The following is a 12,539-nucleotide window of genomic DNA, read 5'->3' on the forward strand; positions in this document are numbered from 1 at the left end:
GCTGTAACGTTTTACTCCCCTCCTTGTGCGGGTATGCTGTGCCTATCGGCTCTCCTATCGTCCCATGCCCTCGCCTATGTCGCTCAAACCACTGCCATCCAAGAATGCCAAGATCACCGACGTGGCCCAGCTGGCGGGGGTCTCGGTCACCACAGTCTCCATGGTGCTGCGGGGCAAGGGGCGCATCTCACCGGCTACCGCAGAGCGGGTGCAGCAGGCCATCAGCCAACTCGATTATGTGCCCAACAGCGCCGCCGCCAACCTGCGCAGCCAGCACTCCAACCTGGTGGGGCTGATCCTGCGGGACATCACGGATCCCTTCTATACCGAGGTGACCGCCGGGGTGAGCGAGGTGCTGGAGCAGCAGGGTTATCTGCTGTTTCTGACCCAGTGCGGCCACAGCCCGGAGCGACTGCAGCAGAGCATCCAGTCTCTGTCGCGCCAGGGGGTGGCCGGCATCATCTTCAACCCGGTGCGCGGCGCCGCCGCCAAGACCTTGCAGGCACTCATCGATTCCCAGCTGCCCGTGGTGTGCGCCGCCCGCTCCTACTATCGCGACGACGTGGATTTCATCGGCCCGGACAACACCCATGCCGCCCAGCAGGCCGCCACCTACCTCATCGAGCAGGGCCATCGCCATATCGCCTACGTGGGGGGGCGCGCGGACTCCCTGACCCGGGCCGAGCGGATCGGCGGCTACTGCGCCAGCCTGTTGCAATACGGATTGCCGTTCAAACCCGAGTGGGTATTGGAGTGCGATCGCACCCAGCGCAGCGCCGCCGACACCATCGCCCAGCTGCTGCACCAGCACCCCAAGGTAACCGCCATCCTCTGCCACTACCCCGAGGTTGCCCTCGGCGGCATCTACGGGGTGGAGGCGAGCGGGCGCACTGTGGGCAAGGACAACTACATCGGCCAGCAGGTAGCTCTGCTCGGCTTTGACGACATTGCCGAGGCCGAGCTCAGCTCCCCCGCCCTCACCTTCGTCGACTCCCCGGCCCGGGAGATTGGCCGCCAGGCTGCCCGCCGTCTGCTGGCCCGCATGCAGCAACCCGAGCTCGTCCCCAATCGCCATATCATCACCCCCAGCCTGCAGAAGCGGGAATCGGCCTGAGCTTGAACGGCTGAGGCCATCATCGGCACGTCCGCCCCCCTGATACCTTCCCTGCCCCTTGAGCCAGCACCGATAGCGGATATTGCCAAGCAAGGCCACCATGGGAAGGTCAGCATCAGGAAGGGCACCCGGAGACGGGGCGGCTGACCCTGGCCAAGACGGTGCCGCTGATATGTCTCCTCGCCATCCGACCCACCGACGCCATCCCCTTGTCACAGCAAAGAACAGCGGCATTGGGAGGATTCATTGATCTTGAGCAGGGTGCGGCGCCGGGTTTTGGGAAATCATGCCATTGATTGGCATGTTTTGTTCGCTCACCTGCAGGACAAGGATATTGCCTCAAACACCCTCGGCATCCCACTGAGGTCCAGTCAGAGCCTGATATGAAGGGCGCGGCGCATTGACGTTGCATCACCGGAGGAAGGAATGTACGGATTGGCACTGTTGTTACATATACTCGCGGCCACCGTCTGGACTGGCGGCCACATAGTGCTGTCGGTGGTCGTACTACCAAGGGTATTGAGGGAGCGCTCACCCGCCAGACTATTGGAGTTCGAATCCGTTTACGAAAAAATCGGCATGCCGGCCCTGATCATCCAGGTGATAACGGGTCTGTTTCTGGCCCATAGAATGCTGCCGGATGTCAGCCAGTGGCTGGATTTTTCCAATCCCGTCGCCCACCCGATCCTGTTGAAACTGTCGCTGCTCGCCTTGACGCTCTGCTTCGCACTGAGTGCGAGGTTTCGCGTCATTCCAAACCTGTCCGAGAAAAACCTCACCATCATGGCCTGGCATATCATCCCGGTGACCATTATCTCCATCCTGTTTGTCATCACGGGTGTATCGTTCAGGACCGGTTGGTTCTATTGATGAGGGCATCAAACCGGTGACGGCGACCTCGATGGGATAGCCAGGAGGAGAGACCTGATGGCGCGCCATTCACTAACTATCCGCGAGGCTAATCTGGACGCCATTGTCTGGCTGTCGGGTGGGTTTAATCAAAAACGGCCACAAGATGAGAGCGACCTTGTCACTAAAGTGCTGGTCCAAGAGCCATCCTGGGTAGGCGAAGGGGTATTTGGTACCCTGGCCGAGCCGTTGCTTAATACCGCCGATCTCCTGCTCTTTCTCGATCTCGACTGGTCAGTCTGTCGGGATTCACTGCTATCACGCGGCTCGCAAAGCGCTAGGCAACGCGATACCATCGCCGTTGAGGAGAATTTTCAACAACTGCTGGTCTGGGCATCGGAGTATGAGCCGCAAGCCAGTAAAAGCTTCCGCCAATCCCATCGCGAGCTGTTTGAACGATGCCCAAGCGACAAGCACCATTTCACCACCCGCCAAGAGGTAGATAGCTATCTCACACAACTGGCTATTCATAGCCCACAGGGGACTGGATGACACAACAGGAGCTGGCAGAGATGGGGAGCGCTTCGGTAAATATCCAGCTGCTGGATGGCAAGCCCTGTATCAGAAAAAGCGGCGCATCAGCGGTCGAACGCCATTTCTACCAATACGCAGCCTCCCATTTGAGCGGGCTCAACACACCTGCTCTGCTCAAGGTCGAGGAGGAGACCCTGTTCCTTGAGCAGATCCCTCATCCAGTTACACTCACGCAGTTGAACCACAACGAGCAGACCTTTGTTCAGCTGGCCAGCCTACACAACACCAACTATCAGCCCGACTTTGCGGTGAAAAAGCACGGCTGGCCGCTCGCCGACACCGACGAGGCGCTCTCTGTACTCTGCCTGCCGGAAGCGACCAACGAGCAGATCCACCATATCCAGCAAGTTGGCAACGAACTATTCGAGGAATCATGCCTGATTTCGGGAGATAGCAATCAGGGCAACTGGGGCACCCGTGACAATGGCCAGCTGGTGTTGTTTGACTGGGAGCGGTTTGGTTATGGCAGTCCGGCCATCGATCTGGCCCCTCTGGTGCCACGGATGGGTTCACTGGCGGAGTATGAAGCCATCATTGAGCATTATCTTCGCCACAGTTCGCTTCTCTCAGGTGACCGGTTGCTACGTCATCTCGTCATAGCCAAGTGCTGGCTGATTATTGAGGTCACTAATCTGCTGACCAGAAGGGCGAAGCCGCAGGCACAGCAATATCTGGAGTGGTATCGGCAACAAGTTCCCCACTGGCTGGAGTCGGTTGCACATATCGTGTAATCCATAGACTCGAATAGCGCAGCGTATTCGTACATTCGCGTTATCACCTCTATCTTTTCAGCCATCCCCTCTCCACCACACATTCAGCTCAAACAAGCGGTGCAATTCACTCCGTTCATTGCACCCTACGGGGCCAATTCCTGTGGTTTCACTCGCGCGCTGTGGCGGACTATCTGGCACCAATGGCTCAACCCATTTTTCCACCTATCCCCTCGCCTGCCTCCCCTTATCACGTGCCCCACCACCGCCATTTATGTGCGACAGCTCACACCAAGTTCCTTCTTTTCACCTCACAAATTTACAGGTTAGCACCTGTTACGGGCTGGATAACAGCATACGCCACCACACAATCACGTTGGAGTGAAAAATCGCAAAACTATGATTTTTTAAAAATAAAAAAACATCATCATGTTGAATGCAGGCCCATCTTATCGACTGGTCTGCTGTGAGATCGGGGTCACACTCAAGATGACATCGCACAAAAATCCAGTATTTCGCAGCTTTGTCCGATAGGGAGAAGGTCACGCCCCCACCATAATAGGAGGGTCAAATTTGTCTGCATGTCCCGGGGTAGCACCTGTCGTGGTCACCCGGGAAACGATGCCAACAGGCTCCAGCGAGGAGCGGGGAGAACGCCATGATCACCACCCTTATCAACGAGCAGCTGATCGCGCTCGATTTAAAGGCCAGCCGCAAGGAGGAGGTCTTCAGCGAGATGGCCCGCCTGCTGGCGGCGCAAGGCAAGGTCAGCGACGAGCAGCAGTTCATCAAGGACTTGTGGGCCCGGGAAGCGCTGGACAACACAGGTTTCGAGGAAGGGGTGGCCCTGCCCCACGCCAAGAGCGCGGCGGTGAGCACCCCGGCGGTGGCCATCGGCATCAGCCGCACCGGCATCGACTACGGCGCCGAGGATGGCAAGCCATCCCGCCTGTTCTTCATGATTGCCTCCCCGGCGGGCGGCGCCAACCACCACATCGAGGTGCTGGCCGAACTCTCCGCCAAGCTGATTGAAGAGGGCTTTATCGACGCCCTGCTGGCCGCCAAGACCCCGGCCGAGGCGCTGGCGCTCTTGCTCGAGAAGAAGGAAGAGACGGTAGCCGCTCCGGCTGCCGACAAGGGCCTCATCATCGGCGTCACCGGCTGCCCGGCCGGCATCGCCCACACCTATCTGGCGGCGGAATCCCTGGAGCGCGCCGCCAAGGAGCTCGGCTTTGAGGTGAAGGTGGAGACCAACGGCTCCATCGGCGTCAAGAACAGCCCGAGTGCGGCCGACATCGCCCGCGCCAGCGCCATCGTCGTGGCCTGCGACAAGCAGGTGGACATGGCGCGCTTCAACGGCAAGCCGCTCATCAAGACCGGGGTCAAGGCTCCCATCAAGGATGGCAAGGGGCTGATCGAGCAGGCCCTCAAGGCCCCCGCCTACGTGGCGGACAAGGATGAGCGCAAGAGCGAGGAGAAGAGCGCCGGTGGCACCTCGGATCTTTACCGCTATCTGATGAACGGCGTCTCCCACATGATCCCCTTCGTGGTGACCGGGGGCTTGCTGATCGCCCTGGCACTCGCCATCGGCGGCAATCCGACCCCGAGCGGCATGCAGATCCCGGCAGGCAGCATGTGGAACCAGATCCTCAACGTAGGCGTCGCCGCCTTCACCCTGATGATCCCCATCCTCGCCGGTTACATCGCCTACGCCATCGGTGACCGACCGGCCCTGGCCCCCGGCTTTATCGGCGGCTGGATTGCCAACAACGGCAGCTTCTACGGCGCCGATGCCGGGACCGGCTTCATCGGTGCCATCATCGCGGGCCTGCTGGTCGGTTATCTGGTGCGCTGGATCGCGACCCGCCAGTACCACAAGATGGTGCAGCCGCTGGTGCCGATCCTCATCGCCCCCATCATCGGTTCGCTCTTTATCGCCGCCGTCTTCATCTTCATCATCGGTGCCCCCATCGCCGACATGATGACGGGCCTTAACGCCATGCTGCTCTCCATGAGCGGCGGCAGCCTGGTGCTGCTCGGTATCGTGCTCGGTGGCATGGCGGGCTTTGACATGGGCGGCCCGGTCAACAAGGTGGCCTTCCTGTTCTCCGTGGGCATGATTGCCTCCGGCCAGACCCAGTTCATGGGGGCCATGGCCTGCGCCATCCCGGCCGCGCCCCTTGGCATGTCGCTCGCCACCGTGCTCGGTCACAAACTCGGCATCTTCGATGAAACCGAAATAGAGGCAGGCAAGGCCGCCGGTGCCATGGGCCTGGTGGGGATCTCCGAGGGGGCCATTCCGTTCGCTGCCCGTGACCCGCTCGCCGTCATTCCGGCCAACATGCTGGGCAGCATGACCGCCGCCGTCATGGCCTTCCTGTTCGGCATCACCAACAGCGTGGCCCACGGTGGCCCCATCGTGGCTCTGCTGGGTGCAGTCAACAAGCCGCTGCTGGCCCTGCTCTGCATGATCTGCGGCGCCATCGTTACCGGTGTGGTGGCGGTTGCCCTGAAAAAGCTGCGGATGAAGAAGACGAATGAAAGCGCGCTGGCCAAGGCCGCCTGATCCCCTCTTTACTGCAAGAAAGCATCACAAGACGCAAAGAGGCCACCCCAAGGTGGCCTCTTCTTGTTTCTAGTCACAGCGTTTGTTCATCTCCTGCCAAGCCAGCCCTCCGTCATCACATTGACCATCCCGCCTCCCTGCCGCCGCGTCCCCTGCCGCCCACTCTTGCCGTGATCCCCTTCACAGTTCAGGGGCGAACACCGCCAAACTAGGAAATTTTCTTAAGTCCACTAGGGATGGCTCTCACGCCACAGGCAGCCCTCCTCATTACAGTCGGGCCTACCTGATGCAGTGATCCCCCGCCAAACGGCGACCGGACACAGGTTCCACAGGCAGGAGAGCGAGACAAGAGTCCACCCTGCCGCCTTTTCGTGGCGTGACCTCCCATAACTGGCCGACCCATCGGCCACCAGAACCCAGGGGCGCGGCGAAAATTCCGTCTATTCGCAGAGGAAGAACGAAGATGTTGAAACTGCTCGAACAGGTCCGGGTCCCCACCCTGGATCTGCCGCTCGAAGCCCGGCGCAAGCTCTGGTTCAAGCCCTTTATGCAATCCTATCTGGTGGTCTTCATCGGCTATCTGACCATGTATCTGATCCGCAAGAACTTCAACATTGCACAGAACGACATGATCCAGGAGTACGGCCTCTCCATGACCGATCTCGGCATGATCGGCCTCGGCTTCTCCATCACCTACGGGGTGGGCAAGACCATCGTCTCCTACTACGCCGACGGCAAGAACACCAAGCAGTTCCTGCCGCTGATGCTGATCCTCTCCGCCCTGTGCATGCTGGGCTTCAGCGCCAGCATGGGGGGCACGGGTTTCAGCCTCTACCTGATGATCTTCTTCTATGCCCTGAGCGGCTTCTTCCAGAGCTGTGGCGGCTCCTGCAGCTACTCCACCATCACCAAGTGGACCCCTCGCAACAAGCGCGGCACCTATCTGGGCATGTGGAACCTCTCCCACAACGTGGGCGGGGCCGGTGCAGCCGGGGTGGCGCTGTTCGGTGCCAACTACCTGTTCGATGGCAACGTGCTCGGCATGTTTATCTTCCCCTCCATCATCGCCCTCATCGTCGGCTTCGTGGGCCTGCGTTTTGGCAGCGATTCGCCGGAATCCTATGGCCTCGGCAAGGTGGAAGAGCTGTTTGACGAAGTGGCGAGCGAAGAGGACGTCGCCACCGAGGAGCAGAAGCTCACCAAGTGGCAGATCTTCGTGAAATACGTGTTGATGAACAAGGTAATCTGGCTGCTCTGCTTCGCCAACATCTTCCTCTACGTGGTGCGCATCGGTATCGACCAGTGGTCTACCGTCTATGCTCACCAGGAGCTCGGCTTCTCCAAGGACGTAGCCATTCAGGGCTTCACCTTCTTCGAAGTGGGCGCCCTGGTCGGCACCCTGATGTGGGGTTACCTCTCGGATCTGGCGAACGGTCGTCGCGGCCTGGTGGCCTGCGTGGCGCTGGCGCTCATCATCGCCACCCTGGGACTCTATCAGCACGCCACCACCCAGTTCATGTTCCTGGGATCCCTCTTCCTGCTGGGCTTCCTGGTGTTCGGTCCGCAGTTGCTGATCGGCGTCGCCGCCGTGGGCTTTGTGCCTAAACAGGGCATCAGCGTGGCCGACGGGGTCAAGGGCACCTTCGCCTACCTCATCGGTGACAGCTTCGCCAAGCTGGGCCTTGGCATGATTGCCGACGGCACCCCCATCTTCGGCCTGACCGGCTGGGACGGCACCTTCGCGGCGCTGGACATGGCCGCCGCCGCCTGCCTGGTGTTGATGGCCTGCGTGGCCGTGGCCGAGGAGCGCAAGATCCGCCGCATCAAGCGGGAGATGAAGGCCGCCCCCCTGGCGACCCAATCCGCCTGATAACCCAGGCTTCACTCCGTTGTGTGCATTCGGCTCGTCTCTGGCGGGCCGTTTTTTATACCGCCGTCAAATGGCCCCATGCCTTGCACAAAGGGGTACCAGAGCACCGCCAAGATCCCACTTTTGCGGCTCCCCTTTGGCAAAAACGGCCCTGCGGCGCTATTGTGTTGCCCCACCCGAATTTGCCGTGAGAGCCCATGAAGATCCTCGCCGTCACCGCCTGCCCCACCGGCATCGCCCACACCTACATGGCCGCCGAGGCGCTGCAAAAAGCCGCCGACAAGCTGGGGCTCAAGATCAAGGTCGAGACCCAGGGCGCCATGGGGCTGGAGAACGTGCTGACCGCCCGGGACATCGCCGGGGCGGATCTGGTGCTCATCGCCTCCGACATCGACATAGAACAGAAAGAACGCTTCGCCGGCTGCACGCTGCGCCAGGTATCGCTGGAATCCGTGCTGCTGGATGCCGCCGCCGTGCTCAAAACCGCCACCGCCACCCGCTGATGCTCAGCCGCGAGATCACCTTCTTCTGCCGCGCCGGGCTCACCATCACCCAGGCCAAGCAGCTTTGCCGGCTGGCGGGGCTGTTCAAATCCCATGTCCAGTTCGCCAATCTAACCCGCCGCCAGAGCGTGGGGGCGGCCAACCAGCTCGCTCTGCTCACCCTGGCGACCCAGCCGGGGGATCTCTGCCAGTTGCAGATAGAGGGGCTGGACGCCGAACTCGCCCACATGGCCTTCACCTGCTGGTGCGGGGAGCTGGGCCAGCCGCTGGGGCGCCCAGGCCAGGCCGCCCAGGCCGAGCAACGCCTGTGCCAGACCCTGCCCGATTATTGCTTCACCCAATCCCAGCTCGGTCACGCCAGCGCCCCCATCGACAAGGCGCTGGCGCTGACGGTGCTGCTGGACTTGCTGCCCGCCGAGCTGGTGCGCGATAGGGGCGCGCTGGAGCACGCCATCGACGAGCGGGAGCGACTCGCCCCCACCATCATCCGGCCGGGGCTCGCCATGCCCCACGTGATCTGCCCGGCCATCCGCCAGCCCTCCCTCTCGCTACTCAGCAGCGCCGCCCCCATCGACTGGGGCTCTTCTCTGGGGCAGGTGGAGACCATCATCCTGCTGGCGATCCCCGCCGGGCTTCCCCCCGAGCAGTTGCGCCCCCTCACCCGCTTGGCCCGGGCCCTGATGGACGACGTGGTGAGCACGGGCCTGCTCAAGGCCGGCACGGCCTCCGCCCGTCAGGCCATGGTCATCGACGCCCTGCTCAGCTGAGCGCCCCCGTTCATCCCTGCGCCCGTCCCCTGTGTTACAATCCCCCATCCCCTGTTTTTGGTATGCCCGCGATGAAACCAAGCCGCCCCCGCCTCTCCCCCCGGCCTGCTGCCGAGCGCACGCCCACCGTGGGCCAGCGCCGACGTGAACCCGGGAGCGAGGCCCCTCGCAAGCCCGAGGTGGCGCCCGAGGATCGCAAGCTGCTGCTGCTGAACAAGCCCTACATGGTGCTCTGCCAGTTCACCGACGAAGCCGGGCGCGAGACCCTCAAGGATTACATCTCCGAGCCCGGCATCTATGCCGCAGGGCGGCTCGACCGCGACAGCGAGGGGCTCTTGCTGCTCACCAACGACGGCAAGCTGCAGGCGCACCTCACCCAGCCGGGGGAGAAGACCCCCAAGACTTATTGGGTGCAAGTGGAAGGAATTCCAAGCGAGGCGGCGCTGGCGAGCCTGCGGGCCGGGGTGGCGCTGAACGACGGCATGACCCTGCCCGCCGGGGCGCGGATCATGGCGGAGCCCGCCCTGTGGCCACGTAACCCGCCGATCCGTGAGCGCAAGGCGATCCCCACCTGCTGGCTCGAGATCACCATAGTGGAGGGGCGCAACCGTCAGGTGCGACGCATGACGGCCCACATCGGCCACCCCACCCTGCGCCTCATCCGCTACGCCATCGGAGAGTGGAACCTGGGTAACTGGCAAGAAGAGGGGCTGGCCCCCGGCCAGAGTCGGGCCCTGCCCATCCCCGCGCTGGCGGCGCCCTCTCGCGCTCCTGCCTCCCGCCGGGACGACCATGGCCACCCGAAACAGGCAGTCAAAAACACTGCCAACGGCGTTTCTGGCGATCGGTCACCCAACAAAAACAGGTCAAAAATAGTACAAGACACTGCCGATCGCGCCGCCCCCCAGCGCTCTCGCACCGGTGGCCCCCGTGCCGACCAGCCCATCCCTGGCAAGCCTCGCAGCCCGGGACGTGGTACGGCCCGCCGCCCCGCTCGCGGCGGCAATGGCCAATCCTGAATCCCATCACGCGACAAGGAGTCCCCATGCTTGAACACCCGCCGACAGAGGAGAGAATGCAGAGCCGCCTGACGGTCGCCGCCCTGGTGCACTGGCAGGGCCGCTTCCTGCTGGTGGAAGAGGAGATAGCGGGCCAGCGCCGCTTCAACCAGCCCGCCGGCCATGTGGAGCCTGGTGAGACGCTGATCGAGGCCGCCTGCCGCGAGCTGAAAGAGGAGACGGGCCTTGACGCCGCCCCCACCGCCTGGCTCGGGGTCTATCTGTTCAAACCGGCAGACAGCGAGGCCACCTTCATGCGCACCGCCGTCATCTTCGACCTTGAAAAGGCGCCGGGTCAGCACCATCCAGAGGATCCCGACGGGGACGTGCTGGCCTGCCACTGGCTCACCCTGGAGGAGATCGCCGAGTGCAAGCCGGCCCTGCGCAGTCCCCTGGTGTGGCAATGCATCCAGGATTATCTGGCCGGTACCCGCTTGCCCCTGTCGGCGATCCAGGCCTTTATCTGAGGCTAGGTGACGCCACTTTTCCAATGAGGGGGGGATGGCGAGAAAAACGATTTCCCCTTGCCGGGACTCCCACGGGATCCCGCGCAGGGAGATGTGACCGGGGGCGCAAAACTCTGGTAGAATACGCCCCGTTTAAACGAACTGGTAACTTCGACTAATGACAGACAACAGCCAAATCAAGGTGATCGTCGGCATGTCCGGCGGTGTGGATTCTTCCGTCTCGGCCTACCTGCTCCAGCAGCAGGGCTATCAGGTCGAAGGCTTGTTCATGAAGAACTGGGAAGAAGACGACACGGACGAGTATTGCTCTGCCTCCCAGGATTTGGCTGACGCTCAGGCCGTCTGCGACAAGCTGGGCATGAAGCTGCATACCATCAACTTCGCTGCCGAGTACTGGGACAACGTGTTCGAGCACTTCCTCGAAGAGTACAAGGCGGGCCGCACCCCGAACCCGGATATCCTGTGCAACAAGGAGATCAAGTTCAAGGCGTTCCTGGAGTTTGCCGCCGAAGAGCTGGGGGCCACCTACATCGCCACCGGCCACTATGTGCGCCGTGACGACAGCACCGGCCGCCCGCGTCTCTTGCGCGGCCTCGATGGCAACAAGGATCAGAGCTACTTCCTCTACACCCTGAGCGAAGCCCAGGTGGGTCAGAGCCTGTTCCCGGTCGGGGATCTGGAGAAACCCGAGGTGCGCCGCATCGCCGAGCAGCTCGACCTCATCACCGCCAAGAAGAAGGATTCCACCGGGATCTGCTTCATCGGTGAGCGCAAGTTCAAGGACTTCCTCGCGAAGTTCCTGCCCGCCCAGCCCGGCCCCATCGAAACCGTCGATGGCAAGGTGATAGGCGAGCACCAGGGGCTGATGTATCACACCCTGGGTCAGCGCAAGGGTCTTGGCATCGGCGGTCGCAAGGACGCCACCGAGGAAGCCTGGTACGTGGTGGACAAAGAGGTGGAGCGCAACACCCTGATCGTGGCGCAAGGGGAACATCCCCGCCTCTACTCCGACGGCCTCATCGCGAGCCAGCTGCACTGGGTGGATCGCACCCCCATCCGCGCGCCGCGCCGCTGCACCGTCAAGACCCGCTACCGCCAGGAAGACATTCCCTGCCTCATCCAGCCCATCGACGATGAGACCATCCGGGTCATCTTCGACGAGAAACAGGCTGCGGTAACCCCGGGCCAGTCCGCCGTCTTCTACGACGGGGAAGAGTGCCTGGGCGGCGGCATCATAGAGCAGCGCTTCAGCCACCCGGTCTAAGGGCCGCCGTGGCGCCTTCCTCCGATGAGTGAAGGCACGGGAGAGGGGCAAGCCCCTCTCCCCCAACGAACAGAGAAAAGGATCATGGCTTGCTACGGCATCAGCCAATGAGTGAACAAGACAGGGCCGTGAAACGATGAGCGATAAATTCCAAGACAGAACCATGGCCTTTGCCGGCATCTGCCAGGCGGCCTACCTGGTGCAGAAGGTGGCCCGCGACGGCACCTGTGACGAATCCTCCCTGCGCGAGAGCCTGCAAAGCGTGCTGGTGACCGATCCCAAGCAACCCTTGGAAGTGTTCGGCAGCCACCTCGCCATTCGCGACGGCTACCGCGCCCTGGTGGAACAACTCGGTGCCGACGGCAGCCAGAAGAACGCCGAGCTGACCCGTTACGTAGTGAGCCTGATTGCACTCGAGCGCAAGCTCGCCAAGCGCAAGGACATCCTCAACATGCTGGGGGAGCGGATCAGCCAGATCGGTCGCCAGCAACAGCATTTCGATCTGCTCGACGAGCAGATCCTGGCCAACATGGCGAGCATCTACAGCGATCTCATCAGCCCCATAGGCCCCCGGATCCAGGTGGCGGGCACCCCGCTGTTCCTGCAGCAGCCGCTGGTGCAGCACAAGGTGCGTGCCCTGCTGCTCGCGGGGATCCGCGCCGTGGTGCTGTGGCGCCAGCTTGGCGGCAGCCGCACCCAGATCATCTTCGCCCGCAAGAAGATGGTGGAACTGGCCAAACGTTTTTAAGTTTCTCACCCCCACACATCAGGAGTTCA

General features: G+C 62.2%; 12 protein-coding genes. All 12 read left to right on the top strand.

Annotated elements, in window-relative coordinates:
• The first annotated feature begins 76 nt into the window (after positions 1–76).
• The gene (gene malI / locus ABNP46_RS14575) at positions 77–1,114 is read left to right on the top strand and encodes a Mal regulon transcriptional regulator MalI (protein ID WP_349918739.1); all 1,038 of its coding nucleotides are present in this window, start codon (positions 77–79) and stop codon (positions 1,112–1,114) included.
• 444 nt (positions 1,115–1,558) lie between these two features.
• Positions 1,559–1,984: a CopD family protein gene (locus ABNP46_RS14580; protein ID WP_349918740.1), complete on the top strand. Its 426-nt coding sequence runs from the start codon at positions 1,559–1,561 to the stop codon at positions 1,982–1,984.
• Between the two features lie 57 nt (positions 1,985–2,041).
• Positions 2,042–2,515 (top strand): AAA family ATPase, encoded by a 474-nt coding sequence (locus ABNP46_RS14585; protein ID WP_349918741.1) that lies wholly within the window; start codon positions 2,042–2,044, stop codon positions 2,513–2,515.
• Entirely contained in the window at positions 2,512–3,288 is a 777-nt protein-coding gene (locus ABNP46_RS14590) for a phosphotransferase family protein (protein WP_349918742.1), read from the top strand. Before ABNP46_RS14585 ends, ABNP46_RS14590 begins: the two co-directional genes overlap by 4 nt.
• 637 nt (positions 3,289–3,925) lie before the next feature.
• Positions 3,926–5,833, top strand: a complete 1,908-nt coding sequence (locus tag ABNP46_RS14595) for a PTS fructose transporter subunit IIABC (RefSeq protein WP_349918744.1) — start codon at positions 3,926–3,928, stop codon at positions 5,831–5,833.
• A gap of 463 nt (positions 5,834–6,296) precedes the next feature.
• Positions 6,297–7,703: a hexose-6-phosphate:phosphate antiporter gene (gene uhpT / locus ABNP46_RS14600; protein ID WP_349918745.1), complete on the top strand. Its 1,407-nt coding sequence runs from the start codon at positions 6,297–6,299 to the stop codon at positions 7,701–7,703.
• 197 nt (positions 7,704–7,900) lie between these two features.
• Positions 7,901–8,206: a PTS fructose transporter subunit IIB gene (locus ABNP46_RS14605; RefSeq protein WP_349918746.1), complete on the top strand. Its 306-nt coding sequence runs from the start codon at positions 7,901–7,903 to the stop codon at positions 8,204–8,206.
• A complete protein-coding gene (locus ABNP46_RS14610) occupies positions 8,206–8,973 on the top strand; it encodes a PTS sugar transporter subunit IIA (protein WP_349918747.1) in 768 nt (255 codons plus the stop codon). Before ABNP46_RS14605 ends, ABNP46_RS14610 begins: the two co-directional genes overlap by 1 nt.
• Positions 8,974–9,035: 62 nt before the next feature.
• Positions 9,036–9,992 carry a pseudouridine synthase gene (locus ABNP46_RS14615; RefSeq protein WP_349918749.1) on the top strand — a complete coding sequence of 319 codons (957 nt, stop codon included), beginning with the start codon at positions 9,036–9,038 and terminating at the stop codon, positions 9,990–9,992.
• Positions 9,993–10,018: 26 nt separating this feature from the next.
• Positions 10,019–10,498 (top strand): NUDIX hydrolase, encoded by a 480-nt coding sequence (locus tag ABNP46_RS14620; protein WP_349918750.1) that lies wholly within the window; start codon positions 10,019–10,021, stop codon positions 10,496–10,498.
• 157 nt (positions 10,499–10,655) lie between these two features.
• Positions 10,656–11,762 carry a tRNA 2-thiouridine(34) synthase MnmA gene (mnmA, locus tag ABNP46_RS14625; protein ID WP_100860296.1) on the top strand — a complete coding sequence of 369 codons (1,107 nt, stop codon included), beginning with the start codon at positions 10,656–10,658 and terminating at the stop codon, positions 11,760–11,762.
• 136 nt (positions 11,763–11,898) lie between these two features.
• Complete coding sequence (gene hflD, locus ABNP46_RS14630; RefSeq protein WP_349918752.1) at positions 11,899–12,510, top strand: high frequency lysogenization protein HflD; 612 nt, start codon at positions 11,899–11,901, stop codon at positions 12,508–12,510.
• Positions 12,511–12,539: the final 29 nt, after the last annotated feature.

Origin of the sequence: Aeromonas veronii (genome assembly GCF_040215105.1) — a bacterium.
In the GTDB taxonomy this organism is placed as follows: domain Bacteria; phylum Pseudomonadota; class Gammaproteobacteria; order Enterobacterales; family Aeromonadaceae; genus Aeromonas; species Aeromonas veronii_G.